General features: G+C 70.1%; 6 protein-coding genes and 2 pseudogenes. 3 read left to right on the top strand and 5 right to left on the bottom strand.

Translation table 11 applies throughout. The annotated features are described in order from the left end of the window. Positions 1 to 167: 167 nt before the first annotated feature. Positions 168 to 1,850, bottom strand: coding sequence for a SpoIIE family protein phosphatase (locus ACE4Q9_RS33100; RefSeq protein ID WP_397988186.1), 1,683 nt, complete (start codon positions 1,848 to 1,850; stop codon positions 168 to 170). 351 nt (positions 1,851 to 2,201) lie between these two features. On the opposite strand from ACE4Q9_RS33100, the gene ACE4Q9_RS33095 reads away from it, so the two are divergent. Further along, on the top strand, positions 2,202 to 2,558 hold the full coding sequence (locus ACE4Q9_RS33095; RefSeq protein ID WP_397988185.1) for a hypothetical protein: 357 nt from the start codon (positions 2,202 to 2,204) through the stop codon (positions 2,556 to 2,558). 560 nt (positions 2,559 to 3,118) lie between these two features. Next, positions 3,119 to 3,865 carry a hypothetical protein gene (locus ACE4Q9_RS33090; protein ID WP_397988184.1) on the top strand — a complete coding sequence of 249 codons (747 nt, stop codon included), beginning with the start codon at positions 3,119 to 3,121 and terminating at the stop codon, positions 3,863 to 3,865. An 816-nt stretch (positions 3,866 to 4,681) separates the two neighbouring features. On the opposite strand, the gene ACE4Q9_RS33085 is transcribed toward ACE4Q9_RS33090, so the two are convergent. After that, a complete protein-coding gene (locus ACE4Q9_RS33085) occupies positions 4,682 to 6,145 on the bottom strand; it encodes an amidase (protein WP_397988183.1) in 1,464 nt (487 codons plus the stop codon). On the opposite strand from ACE4Q9_RS33085, the pseudogene ACE4Q9_RS33080 reads away from it, so the two are divergent. Beyond that, positions 6,109 to 6,833: pseudogene (locus tag ACE4Q9_RS33080) on the top strand (hypothetical protein). The gene ACE4Q9_RS33085 and the pseudogene ACE4Q9_RS33080 overlap by 37 nt on opposite strands. Here the strand turns inward: ACE4Q9_RS33080 and ACE4Q9_RS33075 are convergent. The 3 genes and pseudogenes from ACE4Q9_RS33075 to ACE4Q9_RS33065 form a co-directional block, all read right to left on the bottom strand. After that, positions 6,802 to 7,761 (bottom strand): annotated as a pseudogene (locus tag ACE4Q9_RS33075) (IS481 family transposase). The pseudogenes ACE4Q9_RS33080 and ACE4Q9_RS33075 sit on opposite strands and share 32 nt — an antisense overlap. Before the next feature lie 164 nt (positions 7,762 to 7,925). Continuing rightward, positions 7,926 to 8,762 carry a thioesterase II family protein gene (locus ACE4Q9_RS33070; protein WP_397988182.1) on the bottom strand — a complete coding sequence of 279 codons (837 nt, stop codon included), beginning with the start codon at positions 8,760 to 8,762 and terminating at the stop codon, positions 7,926 to 7,928. 44 nt (positions 8,763 to 8,806) lie between these two features. Beyond that, the gene (locus ACE4Q9_RS33065) at positions 8,807 to 16,414 is read right to left on the bottom strand and encodes an SDR family NAD(P)-dependent oxidoreductase (protein WP_397988181.1); all 7,608 of its coding nucleotides are present in this window, start codon (positions 16,412 to 16,414) and stop codon (positions 8,807 to 8,809) included. Positions 16,415 to 16,540: the final 126 nt, after the last annotated feature.

Below are 16,540 nucleotides of genomic sequence, written 5' to 3'. Positions count from 1 at the left end.
CCCCGAAACGAAGGTGCTGCTGACACCACCATCCCCGCGACAGGAATCCACCGGAGAACGGCCGGACCAAGGCCAGTGAAGGGAAGGACGCCCGCGTTGTCGACGAGGAGGTCACGGCGCCCGTACCGGTCGAGGACCGTACCGTACGGTCGTCCCCCACGGCGGGCTCAGCGAGGTGTGCGTACGGCGAGGAGAGCGACATCGTCGTGGCCCGTTGGGCGGGCACGGTGCAGCAGTTGGTCGGTGAACGACGCGAGCGGGCGGTGCGCGAGCGCTGCGGCGTGCTGCCGAAGGCGCTCCATCCCGTCGTCGAGGGAGCGGCCCGGAGCCTCGATGAGCCCGTCGGTGTACAGGACCAAGGTGGAACCCGGCGGGAGCTGTGTGACAGCGTCGGGGCGGGTGGTGTGCTGCCGCAGGCCAGTGCCCAGCAGGAGGCCGTGTCCGTCCGTGAGGTAGTCGGCCAGGCCGTCTCGGGTGACCAGCAGCGGTGGGGGGTGGCCGGCGTTCGTCCAGCTGAGTTCCCACGTGTTGCCGGTGGTCTGGGCCAGACGGGCGAAGACCAGCGTGGCCATGGTGACGTCGGTGAGGGGCTGGATCGCCTCATCCAGGTGTGCCACGACTCGGCTGGCGGGGTGCTGCTGGGACCAGGCGTAGGCGCGCAGGATGTTCCGCATCTGGGCCATGCCGGCGGCCGCCTCCAGGTCGTGCCCGACGACGTCCCCGATGGCCACGGCTATCGCGCCGTCCGGCAGGGTGAAAGCGTCGTACCAGTCCCCGCCGACCTGCGAGGCGTCGGGTGCGGGCAGGTAGCGGACGGTCATCTCCAGCCCCTGCACCTGGGGCATCTGCGGCAGCAGGTGCTTTTGCATGGTCTCGGCCACCGCGCGCTGGCGCTGGTAGAGGCGGGCGTTGTCCAGCGCCAGTGCGGCGCGGCGACCGATGTCGTCGAACAGCGGGATGTCGGAGTCGGTGTAGTTGCCCGGCGTCGTGGACCGGCCCAGTGTCAGGGCCCCCAGGACGTCGCGCGCGCCGCGCAGCGGCACGATGGCCGCGGAGTGGATGCCGGTGGCCTCGAACAGCCTGCGCTGTTCCACCGCGATCCCCGAGTCGGGCTCACCGCGGTAGGTCTCAGGCCCCGCCAGCGTGGACGTGACTCCGCGCAGCGCCCGCGACAGCGGCATCGGCGACTCCTCGGGGACCGGCGGCATCGGCCCTTCGAGGTCGGTACGGTGCTTCAGCGCCGTACCGTCAGCCCGGACCACGGCCTTGCGCCACACTTCGTCCCGCTCCACGATCAGGTCGACGACCACCCAGTCCGCCAGCCTGGGCAGGAGCAGATCGGTGAGCCGCCGTACCGCCTCGTCGGCGTCCAGGGTGGAGGTCAGTCGCGTGGTGGTCTCGGCCAGCAGGGCCAGCCGCTCCACCTCCGTCAGCGGCACAGCGGGGCGGCCGGCAGTCCGTCCCGTCGGCGCCGAGGGGTCGGGGCAGTGAAAAATCACGAGCGTGCCGGTTTCCTGACCGCCGAGCTCGTACGGAGTGATCAGCCACGAGACAGGAATGACGGAGCCGTCGCCGTGCGCGAAGAACTCCTGGTCGCCCTGGGCGGCTCGTCCACCGTGGAACGCTTGGCGCATCCCGCACTGCGCCGCGGCCAGCGGTTGGCCGTGTGCCCCACGGTGCAGCAGTTCGTGCGCGTCCTGCCCGACCACGTTCCCCGCGCTCCTGCCCAGCAGACGAAGCGCGGCGCCGTTGACCGCCAGTATCCGGCCCGCCTTGTCCACCACATAGGCACCACTGCCGATGAACTCCAACGCACGCGCTGCGGGCCCCAGCGGCGTGTCTCTGGCCACAGAGTCCTCTCTGTGTCCCTGCTCCTGCACCGGTGCCGCCTCCTTACGCCGTACGCTCTCTCGTCCGATCCTCCCTCAGGCCGACAAGCCGCGCGCTCACACCTGCCCCAGCGGGGTCGGTCCAATCCCCGGCACAGCCTCGCGCACCAGCCCTGCGCAGGGGCCGGCCGCCGTCCACGGCACAGCGGGCCACTGCAGGCGCGCCGGTAGAGGTGACTACGGTCGCCGCGGGCAGGTGGACCACGGCCTCCACCCCCGGCCCTCAGATCTCCACCCGACCTCGACCCAGGGGCCGATGTCAGGGCACGGCGTCGCGGCGAAGGTGGGTGCCTGACAGCGAACATCGTGATCATGCAGTTGGCGCTCCTGGCCCTGGTGCTCGAGTCGGACCTCGGACGCCGCAGGATCGGCTGGTTCCGGGTGGGACGTCCGGTCATCGGCGTCGCCCTGATCGTGCCCTTTTTCTTCACCTCGCTCCCCACTGGCGGCAACGACCTGCTTGGCGCTCAGCACGTCTTTCCAGTAGGGCTCGGCGTGTTCCTGGCCACCCATCATCTCAGTGGCACCGGTCTGGCGAACGGCTTCATCTTCCTCTCCGTGAGCATGAGCCTGTGTCGCAGCCTGGGGCTGTGGGTGCGAGGCCGAGCGCACCTGGCCCGGACCAGGACAGTCCTGGACACCATGCCGGCGACGGGAGCCGCGCGGTGATCCTCATGACGCTGCTCGCCCCGGTCACCCGAAGCCCCCCGGGCGCGCGCGGTGGCCATGCTGGTGGGCCTGGGCGTGACCGTCCTGAACAACGTTGCCGCGCTCCCCGCCGGCCCCGGGGCCGTGGCGCCTGTGGCCCTGGCCGCCGCCGCGCTGGCCTGGCTGGGCTCGATCGCCGGAATCAGAGGTTCCCGGGTGACCGGGGTCGGCGCCGTGATGGGCGCGGCCGGGGCTGTGCTCACCGTCACGGATACCACGGGCTGGTCTTCACCGGCGTCGCGGCGAGCACGGCCGCCGTCGCATTCGAGCCGATGGCCGCCCTGGTGCTGTCCACCGCGGGCCCTGCCTACTGCCTCGCAGTGATTCCCCGCGGGTCCCTTCCTGGGCCGAGGGTGGAGCGCACATCGTTGCTGTGCCGCTGCGAGAGCGAAATGCGGTAGCGCGATTCGCCCGAGTCTTCCCGGTCATGGAAGACGGTTTGCCTTTCACCGGAATGATCGGTAGCGGACCGAAACCCAACGGCATGGACATGCCTATGCAGGCTTCCTAGGCTCTCGATCATGTTTGCCGCTGTCGACACGCATTCGGACGCCTACCAGGCGGGACAGGTCCTCGCCCCGTTCCTCCTGGCCTCGATCGCCATCGTCATCCTCTGGGCGACGACCCGCACATGGCGCCGGCCCAAACCGATCACGGTCCCCGAGGATCTGGAGGCCACGGCCAAGCTGGCGCGGGAACGCACCCGTCGAGTCGTCATCGGCACCGTGGCCATCGTCGTGGCGGCCACGGTGATGGCCGTACCGCACATGCACCGGTCCGACGCCTACGTCAGCGCCGCAGCCGAGGGGCCCACGCGTCTCACCGTCACACCGCCGACCACCCTCGGCAGCTACAGGCTGATGACCGGCGAGCAAGCAGACCTGCTTAACGCGCGAATAGCCGGAAAGCTACCCAAGCACTACGCCGTCGTCTTCTACACCAACGCGACAAGTCCCGCTCAGCCCGTACTGGAAGTCTTCAGCGACACCAGCACCGCTGATCCACAGCTCGCCCAGGAGCTCACCCAGCAGTCGGCAGACACCGAGAACTCCGGTCTCATGGCCGGAGCACACATCACCGATGCCAAGGTCTTCGACTCTGGCTCGGCCGGCGGGAAGGTGCGGTGCGGAAGGAACAGCGCAGAACTGCTTTGTGCCTGGGCCGACTCCGGGACCGTCGGCGGACTCCTCAGCAACCTGTCCAGCGGCATCAACGTCCAGCAGATCGCCTCCCTCACCCAGGAATTCCGGGCCGCAGCCGAACACTGAAACGTCACCGAGGAACTACGGCGGGCCGCACCTGCTCATGGCGCCCGCCTTCGCGCCGAGGGCGTCGCCCACCGTCACCAGCCTCGACTACAGCCCACGCGCCAGTTGCAGATCAGCAGACCTACGACTCCACGAATCGGTGGTCAGCTCGCATCGTTGAGAACGTCGCGTCCGGCCTCTTCGTCGCACTGGCTGCCGGGGCCGCCCGGTGGACCCGGCTCGAATGGCGCCGGCGTCGAATCGCCCGCGCTGGACGACGTAACCCCCATAACGCGTTCCGCCGAGAGACCGGCATCGAGAGACCCTCCGCCGGTCCGAACGGCTACGGAACGACCGCGTCGCCCTGGAAGACCCCGCCGTGACGGAGACCCCGGCGTTCCTCCGTAAAACCGGCTTGCAGCCGGACTTCCCCAATCCTGGGCATCTGTTCCATCTGGTCCAGCTGTGCCGCGGCTGCCAGCGGCACCGTGAAGCCAGTGAACTCGCCGAACCCGAACTTCGTGCGGGCCGCTTCGCTCCGGATCGGCGCCCAAGCGCGCCTGGCACTGCGCCGCGTACCTCGACGAGATGCTTCTGGGCGCCGAGGGCGTCGTCGACATGGGCTCCGCCGGGCGGCCCCTCGCGATCGTCAAGGCCGATCCGGAGTTGGCAGCCACCCCGTACGCCCTTCAACCACGGGCAGATTGTGGTCGACCGCACCCATGGTTCCCCGCAGTAGGGACATCACCGGTCTGAAGACGATCACGAGCACTGGCGGCCCTCCGGGAGGTTCGTCCCGGAAGGCCGCTGCTGTCCGCCGACACGCGCTGGAAGCCCTCAGGCAGAGAACGGGGGGTGCGCGCCGGACCACGGAGCGGCTCGCTCGAGCTGGGAGGCCAATCGGATCAGCACGTCCTCCCGGCCGTGCGCGGCGACGAGCTGCACGCCGATGGGGAGTCCGTCGGAGGCGTGGTACAGGGGCAGGGAAACGGCGGGCTGGCCGGTGACGTTGAACGGCAGGGTGAAGGCGATACATCCTGCGACATCGGCCACCAGGTCCATCGGGGCCTTCGCGTCCGGGGCGAGCTCACCGAGGCGCGGCGGGGGTATCGGCAGCGTGGGCGTGAGCAGGACGTCGACCTCGGTCTCCCACAAACCGGCCACACCTCGTGCCCACTTCTGCCACGCCTGTATGCCGGAGAGCCACTGGGCGGCCGTGACCGAGCGGCCCGCTTCCGCGAGCGCCCCGTTCATCGGTTCCAGGTCGGCGGGTTCGAGCTGTTCGCCGAGGCGCTGCGACCACTGCTCCAACTCCCAGGCGAGTATGGCTGAGAAGAGGGTGGGCAGGGCCTGGAACAGCTCGGGTGCGTCCAGCGCCGCCGCCGGTGTCGGCTCGACGTGGTGGCCGAGGCGGTCGAGCAGCCGGGCGGTGTGCTCGACCGCCGCCACACATTCCTTGTGGGCCGGGTCGGTCGCACCGGGCGGGATCGAGCGGAACCCGATCCGCAGTGCGCCCGGATCGACTCCGACCTCCTCGCGGTAGGGCCGCGCCGGGGGTGCCGCCGCGTACGGGTCACCGACTGCCGCACCGGCTGTCACGTCGAGCACGGCGGCGGTGTCGCGCACCGACCGGGTCAGCACATGCTCGTGCGTCACTCCTCCCCAGTACTCGCCGTACTGCGGCCCCAACGAGGACCGTGCCCGAGTGGGCTTCAGCCCGACGACGCCGCAGGCGCTGGCGGGCATCCGTATCGAGCCGGCCATGTCGTTGCCGTGCGCCACCGGGACCATGCCGGCGGCGACCGCCGCCGCCGACCCACCGCTCGAGCCGCCAGGCGATCGATCGAGCGCCCACGGATTGCGCGTCGCCCCGTGGGCCAACGGCTCCGTGGTCACGCTGGTGGCCAGCTCGGGAAGGTTCGTCCGGCCGCAGAAGACGAACCCGGCCGACCGGAACCGTGCCGCCAGGGTGGAGTCCTCATGAGCCCGCCAGTCGCGGTTCCGCAGCGCGCGCATCCCCCCGTAGTACGGATCACCCGCGGTCTGGCACAAGGCGTCCTTCAGCAGCATCGGCACGCCGCGGAACGGGCCATGGGGCAGCCCGGACGCCTCCGCGTCGGCGAGGGCCTTCTCATACAGAGGGGTGATGACGGCGTTGAGTGTGCCGTTGAGCCGCTCTATCCGTTCGATGGCGGCCTCGACGAGCTCACGCGGTGTCAGCAGACCGCACCGCACCAGGTCGGCCTGCGCCGTCGCGTCCAGCCATGCGAGTTCCTCGCTCGACACGGGGCTCTCCGTCATGCGCCCACCTTTCCTCGGTTCTGTCTGCCGCGAAACGCCACAAAGCACAGTCGTGGCAACCGTGTTCGCAGCCCATTGTTCCTGAACTGGTGGACAGCAGCCCGTCTTGTCACCGATCATGTTCGGCCAGCCGGTGGACCGATCCGGTCGCAGGGCGGAAGATTCGCGGGCATGACGCCTCTGCGGTTCTCACGGCAGACGACTTGCCGTTATGGCGAGCACTCCGCCTTGTGACGCCGACCGATGCCGCCGAGCGCGACCACCTCTACCGTCTGGGCGAGGTCCCCCAGCCCCCGGTCATCAGTGATCCGCCGACCGAGCTCCCCGGCCTGGGAGCCCTGGACCCGTTGCCCGCCATGCTGGTCGACGCCCGCACCGACGTGCTGCACTGGAACCGCGCGTACGCGGCCCTGCACCCCGCTCTGGTCAGTGCTCCACCAGGCAAGCGCAACACCCTCTGGCACCTCTTCGCGGCACCGGAGGGCAGCACATCGTCAACCGCGACGAGCAGGCGCCCGAAGCCGTGGCAGCGTTCCGCTATCGCCACAGTCAGAACTCGGGCGACCCGCGATGGCAGGACTTCGTCACCCGTGTGTGCACCGCCAGCCCGCTGTTCGCTCCATCCACCCAGCACACCCACCGAACTTACGAAAAGATCAGTAGGTGTGCTGTCCCGACAGGTTGGTGACGCGGCTGGCGGGTGGTTGGCCCCCGATTCCGGTGTGGGGTCGGTGATAGTTGTACCAGTGCAGCCAGTTGGTGAATGCTTCCATGCGATCCCGGTTTGAGGTGTAGGGCTTCTGGTAGGCCCACTCGTCGAGCAGGGTGCGGTGGAAGCGTTCGACCTTGCCGTTGGTCTGCGGGCGCCAGGGGCGCGTCCAGCGGGGCTGGATGCCCAGGTCGCGGCAGGCGTTGCGCCAGGTGTTCTTGCTGTAGGACCAGGCGTTGTCGGTCAGGACGCGTTCGACCGTGATGCCCAGGGAAGCGAAGTGTGCGGTGGCCCGTCTGAGGAAGCCTGCGCAGGTCGGGGCGGTCTCGTCGGTCAGGTCTTCGGTGTAGGCCAGTGTGATCGTCGAGTGCGGTGTGCAGGTAGGAGTATCCGGCGCCGTCGCGGCGGTCCTTGTTCGGGCTGCCGGCCGCCCGGCCCAGGACTTTGTGACCGCCGCCGTCGGGGATGCGGCCCAGCTTCTTGACGTCGATGTGGATCAGCTCGCCCGGACGGTCGCGTTCGTAGCGGCGGACGGGCTCGCCGGTGGCCCGGTCCATGGCGGCCAGTGGCGGCAGGCCGTGCCGGACCAGAATGCGGTGGGCGGTCGAGGCGGCGATGCCGCATCGGACGGCCAGTCGTAGCGGCCCGATCCGGTGCTCGCGTCGTAGCCGTAGCACCTGCTCCTCGACGGCGGCCGCGGTCCTGCGGGGCTGGTGGTGCGGGCGGCTGGAACGGTCGCACATTCCGGTGACGCCGAGTTGCCGGTAGCGGTGGGCCCAGCGGGCTGCGGTGGCGGGCTGACCTGGAAACGCTCGGCCGCCCGCCGCACCGGCCATCCGTCCTCGACGACGCAGCGGGCCAGACGGAGTCTCCCGGTCTCGGTCAGCGGGGCATTACGGTGGACCACGAGGGCCTCCTGATCTCGGTGGAGATGTCGCAATCCACACCGAACCCGGAGGCCCTCACCCGTTTCAAGAACCCAGCGCGCGTGTCACCAACGTCCCGGGACAGCACACCTAGGCGCTCCCTCCCCCATCTCCAGTCGGGAAGTGCCGGTGACGCGATCGCGGATCACGACCACGCGCTGTGCCGGGGATTGCCAAGTGGGCACTCCCCCGAAGCCGAGCCAGGGCCGTTGGCGGGGCACACCCACCCTCGTAGGGAGGTGACGATGTCGGCGGTCAGCCGGGAGCTGAGGGCTTCGACGTTGTCGAGGGGGTAGGTGTGAGTGCCTGGGAAAAGGCGCGGGGTGGCCGGTTGGCTACTGATGTCGTTCCAGCCGGCCAGCGCCGCCGGGGAGATGACAGGGTCGTCCGCGCCCCCGTAGAGGGCGAGTTGGGTGTCCAGGGGTGGGCCCTGGTGGGGCGGGAATTGCAGGGCGAGCAGAAGATCGGCGAGCATCGGAACCCAGGTGTTGATCAGTGCTCTGGGGTCGTGGCCGGCGTGGTCGGGCAGGCGGCCGAAGAGTCTCTCGATCCCCTCTCGGCCACCGAGCAGAACGTCCGGAGCCTGTGCGGTGAACTCGGGGTGGTGGGGAGCGGCCATGGCGGACAGGGCGAGCAGGGTAGGGGGGTGATGCCCCTGCCTGACGAGGCATTTGACGGTCTCATAGGCGATGAGTGATCCCACGCTGTGACCGAACACGGCATACGGGTGGCCGTTGTCGGCCTGTCGGATGCGTTCTGCGAGGAGTTGTCCGAGGCGGTGCGGGTCGGTGTGCACCGGCATGCCGATGGCGCGTCCTCGTCCGGGCAGCTGGAGGGCGTGCACACTGACGGTGGCCGGCAGGTAGGGGATGAAGCCTTGGAAGTAGGGGGCGCTCATTCCCGCGGGCGGCATGCAGTAGAGGCGAAGGACGTGTTCGTCGCCGGTGGCCGGGCGCAGGGCGACGAAAGCCGGTTGGTCCAAGGCGGTGTCGGGACGGACTGAGCCGTCCGTCGGGCCGGGGGCGTTCATGCGTGTTCACTCCGCTCTGGGACGGTGCCCGTCTTGGCGCGGTCCGGGGAACCCGGCTGCCGGATGCGTTGCAGGGCTCGCTTGGCGAGGTCGGGGAGGTGGGCGGCGCCCATCAGTTCCAGGGCGGGGATGTCGCAGCCGAGGTGTTGGCGCAGCGCCGTGGAGAGTTCCAGGAACATCAGGGAGTCGATGCCGAGCAGATCCAGACGGCAGGTGCGGTCGACGCGCTCCGCCGGGGTGTGCAGGACCGCGGCGGCGAGCTCCGCGATCTTGTCCTCGATCAGGACGAGGGCCTCCCCGTCGCTCAACGTGGCCACTTCACTGAGCAGGGTGCTGGGATTGTCGGTGTTTTCATGCCGCTGTCGGAGCAGTGCACCGGTCCTGGGCGCCCCAAGACGGGGCAGGACACGGCTGATGCTGTCCCAGTCGAAGCGGCCCACTGCAACCACGGGCCCCGTTCGCGTGTCGAGAAGCCGGTCGAGCGCGATGAGCGCGTCGGTGGCGGTGACGGGAGCCATGCCGTAGGAGGCCATTTCGTCGATGCGTCCGGTGCGGTGGACGTAACCGGCGTCTGCGATGACACCCCATTGGACGGCGAGGCCGGGGCTGCCGCATCGGTGCCGGGCTCGGATCAGCGCCTCCATCGCGGCGTTGGCGGCGACGTAGGGGGCTTGTTGAATGTTGCCGTCGAGAGCGGCCACTGAACTGTAGGCGACGAAGAAGTCCGGATCATGTTCCCCGGCGAGGGCATCGAGCGCATGAATTCCGGTGATCTTGGGCGCGAGGACGGTTTCCAGCCGGGTGTCGGTGGAGTCGGCCAAGGGTGCGTCGGCGAGGACCATGGCGGCGTGCACGACACCACCCAGGCGCCGGTCCCGCAGAGCGGTGCGCACGGGATCGAGAGCGCCGGGCCGGGTGATGTCGGCGCAGTGCACGGTGACCTCGGCTCCCGCGGCGCACAGTTCGTCGAGCAGTTTCGCGGCGCCGGGCGTCCGGTTCCCTCGGCGTCCGACGAGATGGAGGTGACGGGCGCCGCGTGCGGCGAAGTGGCGTGCCGTGGCCGCCCCGTATCCTGCGAGGCCACCGGTGATGACGTAAGCGGCGTCGGCGTCGAGTGCGCTCGTGGGCTCGGAGCGGACGACCGGCGGTGGGGCATCGAAACTGATGACGATCTTCCCGATGTGCCGGCCGCGATTCAGCAGACCGAAGGCCTCCTCGAAGCGGTGTGCGGGGAACGTGTGATGGGGCAACGGCCTCCAGTGGCCGGTGGTGACGGCTTCGGCCAACCTCGTGAAGTGGCGCCGTACCAGGGGCGTTCGCCGATCGTGCAGGTCCAGCGTGTCCACTCCGAACAGCGAGACGTTGCGGGCCGGCGGAGCGGCGGGCAGTGGATCGCCCCGCTCCATGCCGCGTCCGAGTTCGACGAAGCGCCCCTGTGGGGCGAGCAGGTGCAGGCTGCGCAAACGGGCCTCGCCCGGAAGGGAGTTGAGGACGACGTCGACGCCGTGGCCGTCAGTCAGGTCTGCGATCTGCTCGGCGAAGTCCAGGGTGCGCGAGTCCAGCACGTGCTCGACACCCAGCAGGCGCAACAGGCTCCGTTTGGCCGGGGTGCCGGCCGTGGCGATGACGCGCGCGCCGGATCGCTGTGCGAGTTGCAGGGCGGCCAGCCCGACTCCCCCGGCGGCGGCGTGCACGAGGACGGTGTCGTCCTCGGTCAGGACAGCACACTGCCGGAGGGCGTGGTGTGCGGTGAGGAACGCGGTGGGCAGTGTGGCCGCCGCGGTGAATTCCATGGTGTAGGGCAGCGGTATGACGTGATCGCTGTAAGCGAGGACATGGGAGGCCAGGGCGGTGTGGGCCATGGCCGCGACGCGGTCGCCCGGTACGAGATGGGTGACACCGGGGCCGACTGCGATGACGGTGCCCGCGCAGTCCAAGCCGAGGCCGAGGAACCCGTGGCGCCGGGATGCCGGCAGTGAGCTGTCACCGGTTGCGGTCAACAGGTCGTGGTGGTTCAGTGCTGCGGCCGCGGTACGGATGAGCACTTGACCTTCGGACGGGTGCAGTGCGGTGGTGGCGCGCCAGGCGAAGACGGGATGTCGTCCGGCGGTTTCGACGTGCAGTGCGTAGTGGGGCCCGGATTCGGCTGTGACCTCACCGGCGGGCAGTGGTACGACACGGGTGGCGAAGCGCCCATGCGGCGTGAGGACCACCTCGTCGTCGACGAGTGCATCGGGATCGACCGCTGCGGCTGCACTGCCCTCCAGATGGCGCAGTTCGTGCAGGAGACGCTGAAACGTGTCGTCGTTGCCGGGTTCGCTCAGGGCGATACGACGTACGTTCAGTGAGGGGTGTTCGTTCGCCAGGCTTCGCGCGGCGCCCCACAGGGGTGCGCCATGGAGCGAGGGTGGTGGGGTGGGCGGCTGCTGACTGTCGGCGTCGACGATCCAGACGCGCAGGCTCTCCGCTTGTGACCGCTCGCTCCGGCTCCAGGCACGGGTGAGGTCACGCAGCGCGGCCAGCTGCCGTACGCCGTGGTCGGTACGTTGCTGTGGACCCGTTCCGTCGGCTGGTTCGGCGAGGAAAATCACGTCGCTCACCGGCCGGGGTGCCTGGGCTCCGGCTGCCGCACCGGCCAGTTCGCGGGTCCACCAGGCCGCACCGCTTGTCCCCGCGATGTGGTGGACGCTGCCGTGAGGGCCTTCGGCGAGCAGCGCTCGGATGAGCCGCTGCGCCAGCGCGGTGGGGTCGCCGGCGGTAGGTGTGCTCAGCAGCCAGGACCGCTGCGTCACGCCGTCGGTCGCCGTTGCAGCGGCGGACGACCGTCGCACGCCCGGTGCGCCGGAGGAAATGCGGCCCGTCGTCCTGTCGGGGACGGCGTGGGCGTCGCGCTCCGCGACGATGAGGGACACGTACGGCCGGTCCGCCGCGGTGTCGTCATATTGCCCGGTGCTCGTGAAGCCGCAGTCGGCGAGGAGGTCGGGCCAACGGTCATAGGGCACCAGCGGGCCGTCTGGCCGGACACCCTGGTCGGTGGGGAGCCAGAAGGAGTCCAGGAGACCGAACACCGGTGCCAGAAGCTCCACGCTGTGGGTCTCCAGGGCGATCAGATGGCCGCCGTCGGCGAGCAAGGTGGCCATGCCGCGCAGGGCGCGGGAGATGTCGCTCGTCGCGTGCAGGATGTTCGCGGCGATGACGAGGTCGTAGGCACCTGGCTCGAAGCCTTGGGCCACGGGGTCGCTTCCCGCGTCCAGGACCTGGTGAACGAGGAAGTCGTAGTGGCAGAAGCGCTCTTCGGCGGCTGGGAAGAACGCGGGAGACACGTCCGTGAAGGTGTAGTGGACCCGCTCGGGCGGCAGGTGCGGCAGCAGGGCCGCGGTGGTGGCGCCGGTGCCCGCGCCGACCTCGAGGATCCGCAGCGGCCGGTCGGCGGGCCAGCCGTCGACGACGTTGCGGATCCAGCCGACGAGCGCACGGGTGTGCGGGGCGAAGAAGGTACTGGCCTCGTAGAACCGCTGCACGAGGTTGTCGGAGTCGGAGAAGAGGAGCTCCAGAGGGTCGACGTCACCGGTGAGGACATCGGCGAGGCGGCCGCCGCACACACCGTAGGTGAGGATGGTGACGGACTCGCCGGGAAAGTCCCCGAGCAGACGGCTGAACAGTTCCTCGGGGCGTGGCGCGGCCGGGATGTTCCAGGCGTCGGGCCCGGTGACGGTGAGCACGCCGTGGCTGACGGCCTGCGGCAGCAGGACGTCGAGCAGCTTCGCGTGCTTGGCCTTGACCCCTGCGCCGATGAGGTCGGCGAGACCGAACGAGGCGTGCTTCACAGCCGGGAGCAATTGGCGCACGGCCTGGGCCGTGAAGTGGGCGCAGACTTCGAGCAGACGCGGCCGGAGTGCGTCGCTGACCTGATGCAGCCGGCCCAGCTGGGCGTCGTTCTGCCTCCTGACCCGGTCCGGCAGGGACGGCGCGGCAGGCAGTGGGCTCCGGCCGGGCGCAGGCTGGCCCGGCAGGGGGGCGGCGCGCAGCACCTCGGTCAGGCTGTCCGGTTCGTCGACGGACGCAGTTTCGAAGCGTCGCAGCTCGCAGCCGAGCATTTCCATGCACACGTCACCGTCGTCGTCGCACACGGCGATGTCCCACAGGGCGTCGGGGCCGGTGGCGCGGGTGACGTGAGTGAAGCCGGACAGGGGCAGGGTCCGCCAGCTGCGGATGGTGGAGATGCGGGCGGGCAGGAACGGGGCGGGTCGGTCCTCGGTGAACACCAGCGGCAGGCAGGTCTGCAGGGCACCGTCCACCAGCGTGGGGTGGGCGATGACTTGGGGCTCGGGCTGGACGGGCGCGGTGAATTCGTAGCGTCCCAAGGCTTCGTCCTGCCCCAGGTGCAAGTGTGTGACGGTACGAAACGCCGGCCCGTAGTCGAGACCGGCCCGGTGGGCGGCCCCGTAGTGCTCGACGGCGCGGTACTCGTTCGGCAGGCGGCGTTTCAGAGCGGCGATGTCCACACGGGGGCGCTGTGGGCGCAGCAGGCTCCGCACGCCGGCGCGGACGTGCTCGGTCCAGTCCTGTTCACCCGTGCGGCTTCGGATGATGAGCCGGCCGTCCTGGGCAAGGCCGGTGGCCAGTTGGACGTCGTCCCCGTCCGCTGGATCTGCCGGGTCGGCGCTCCAGTCGAGGGTCAGCGCTCGGCCGATGGACAGGCCGGTGATTTCGAGTGGTTCGTCTTGTCGGCTCCGCGCGGCGGCCAGGGCCATTTCCACGAAGCCTGCGGCGGGCCAGACGACAGCGTCCGTGACCCGATGGTCCTCCATCCAAGCCAGCCGGTCGGCGTCCAGACGGTTCAGCCATGCCGCTTCCGGCCCGGCTTGGCGGGGCCCGAGAAGGGGGTGGGCGCCGGCGGAGTCCTCACCGGGGGCGTCTTCCCTCCACCAGGACGCGTCGCCGTTCCAGTGCCGCTCGCGCTGCCACGCCACGGGGGGCAGCTCGGCTACCGCGCCGGGGCGGGGAAAGTAGTTGTCCCAGTCCACCACTGCCCCGGCGGCGAGTACACGCAGCACGGTCTGCTCCAGCGCGTCCACAGTGGCGAAGGTCCGGGACAGCGTGGGCACGATCACGCCGGGGCCGGAAGCGCCGGCGGTGGCACGTCGCAGATAGGCGGTCAGCACGGGGTGGGGGCCGATCTCGACCAGGACGTCGCAGGCGGCATCCCCGGTGGTCAACGCGGTGGCGGCCTGGTGGAAGCGGACGGGGCGGCGGATGTTGTCCCACCAGTACTCGGCGTCCAGGTCGCCCCCCGACGCGGCGCGGCCGGTCACCGTGGAGATCAGCGGGACGCGGAAGGATCCGGGGACGAGGGACTTCAGCGCCCGGGCCAGCTGGTCACGCACCGGGTCCATGGCGCTCGTGTGGAAGGCGTAGTCGAGGCGCAGGTCGCGGAAGAAGACGCCGTCCGAATCCAGCGCGGTGCCAAGGGACGCAAGGTCCTCGTGCGAGCCCGCGAGGGTCACGTCCTGGTCGGAGTTGATCGCGGCGATCTCCACCCGGTCGTGCAGGTGAGCCTGTTCGAGGCGTTCCCTGACGGCCTGTTCGCTCAGGCCCACCGCGGCCATGCCTCCCGAACCCGCGGTGGCGGCCTGGGCGAGGCTGCGGGCGGCGATGACGAGGCAGGCCTGGGCCCGGCTGAGGCCACCCGCACAGTACGCGGCGGCCACTTCCCCGACGCTGTGTCCCATGACGGCGTGCGGCTCGATGCCCCGGGCGGACAAGGCGGCGACCAGGCCCGCCTGGACGGCGAACAGCGTCGGCTGCGCGACTTCCGTACGGTCCCAGCGGGAGGTATCGGCGCAGGCCAGCTCGTCACGCACCTTCCAGCCGAGCAGGGGCTCGAGTTCGTCGCTGACGGCTTGGACCTCGGCGGTGAACGCGGGGTCGTTGTCGAGGAGTTCGGCTCCCATGCCCGCCCACTGCGAGCCATTTCCGCAGAAGACGAAGCCAATCCGGCCTGCGCTCACCAGGCGTTCGGTGGCAGTGCCGACTTCCTGTCCTCGTGCCGCCCGCGTCAGGACTTCGGCGGCTTGGGTGGGGCCGGTCGCGAAGAAGGCCATACCGTGGCGGCGCCGGGTCCGTCGTCGGCATGAGGTGAAGGCGACGTCGTACAGCGCCTCGGGTCCCCGCGAAGGATCGGCGGCCATAGCGGCGAAGTGGTCCGCCCAGGACTCCAGGGCGGCGGTCAGCGCCTGGCGCGTGTGCGCGGAAACGATGACCGGAACCGGCCGCTCTGCCGTGTTGGCGACTGGCGCGGCGGCGACGGCGCTCACCGCGGCGCTGCCGGCGGGCGGTGAGGCCAGGACGGCGTGCGCGTTGGCGCCGCCTATGCCGAAGGAGTTGACGCCGATCACGACACGGCTGTCACCGGGGAGGGCGCGGGCGGTGAGTACCGGCTGCAGTCCGAGACCATCGAAGTCGATCTTCGGGTTGGGCGGATCGGCATGCAGAGTCTTCGGAATGGAACGTGATTTGATCACGACCAGCGACTTCAGGACTCCCGCCATCCCGGCCGCCGCTTCCATGTGCCCGAGATTGGACTTGATCGAACCGATTGGCAGCGGTGCATCGGCACGGTGGCTGCCGAGCACCTCCCCCAGCGCCGCGCACTCGACGGGATCGCCGACCAGGGTGCCGGTGCCGTGCGCCTCCACATAGGACAGGTCGCGCGGGTCGACGCCGGCGGCGGCGTACACACGGCGCAGCAGAGCCGCCTGGGTGCGTGAACTCGGTGCGGACAGACCCACGGTGCGGCCGTCGGAGTTGAGGGCGGTGGCCAGAATGACGGCATGTACCCGGTCGCCGTCGGCGAGCGCGGCGGCCAGGGGCTTCAGGACGAGCATCACGGCGCCCTCGGAGCGTACGAAGCCGTCGGCCGCGGCGCCGAAGGGGTGGCAACGACCCGTCGGCGAGAGCACTCCGGCCTGCGCATAGCCGACGAAGAGGCCCGGCGACAGCATCAGGTTCACCGCGCCTGCCAGGGCGAGTGGGCTGCGGCCGGTGCGCAGATGCTCGCACGCCTGGTGCAGCGCGGTCAGGCCGGAGGAGCAGGCGGTGTCCACGGCGCTCGACGGGCCGGTCAGGTCCAGTTCGTACGAGACGCGGTTGGCCGTGATCGACAGGAATCCGCCGGTCGTCGTGTAGGGATTGCTCGAACGCAGACGGCGGGCCTGTAGGTCGGCGTAGTCGTGGGTGGAGACACCGGTGATGACCGCGGTTTCGCTGCCGGCCAGGGCATCGATGTCCAGGGCGGCGTCGTCGAGGGCCTCGACCGCGCACTCGAGCAGCAGCCGCTGCTGCGGGTCGATACGGGAGGCTTCTTTGGGAGTGATGCCGAAGTACGAGGTGTCGAAACCGGTGACTTCCGGTTCGGGCAGGAAACCGCCCGCGGTTGCTTCCGGGCGACGGGCTTGACGGGCACTGATGTCGAAGCGGTCCGAGGGCATGGTGCCGACCAGGTCGCGTCCTTCGGCCAGCACCTTCCCGAGCTGGTCCAGGCGGTGGACGCCGCCCGGCAGACGCAGGCCCACCCCGATCACCGCCACCGCGTCAGCGGGCACAGAAGCGGGATCGCAGACGGTGGAGGTGGACGGAGAGGATGGACGGAGTTCAGCCATGGAGGCCTCCACATGAGCGGCACAGGCTCGGATGTCAGGGATGCTGGTGAGGCGTCGACAGGGCGTGTC

Source organism: Streptomyces sp. AM6-12 (genome assembly GCF_044327085.1).
GTDB lineage: Bacteria > Actinomycetota > Actinomycetes > Streptomycetales > Streptomycetaceae > Streptomyces.
The sequence above is the reverse complement of the archived record's forward strand: the minus strand, read 5'-3'. Positions and strand labels throughout refer to the sequence as shown.

Excerpts from the sequence above, each read along its gene's own strand:
- ACE4Q9_RS33095 (WP_397988185.1), top strand. The coding sequence starts at position 2,202 with ATGCAGTTGGCGCTCCTGGCCCTGGTGCTCGAGTCGGACCTCGGACGC.
- ACE4Q9_RS33090 (WP_397988184.1), top strand. The coding sequence starts at position 3,119 with ATGTTTGCCGCTGTCGACACGCATTCGGACGCCTACCAGGCGGGACAG.
- ACE4Q9_RS33085 (WP_397988183.1), bottom strand. The coding sequence starts at position 6,145 with ATGACGGAGAGCCCCGTGTCGAGCGAGGAACTCGCATGGCTGGACGCG.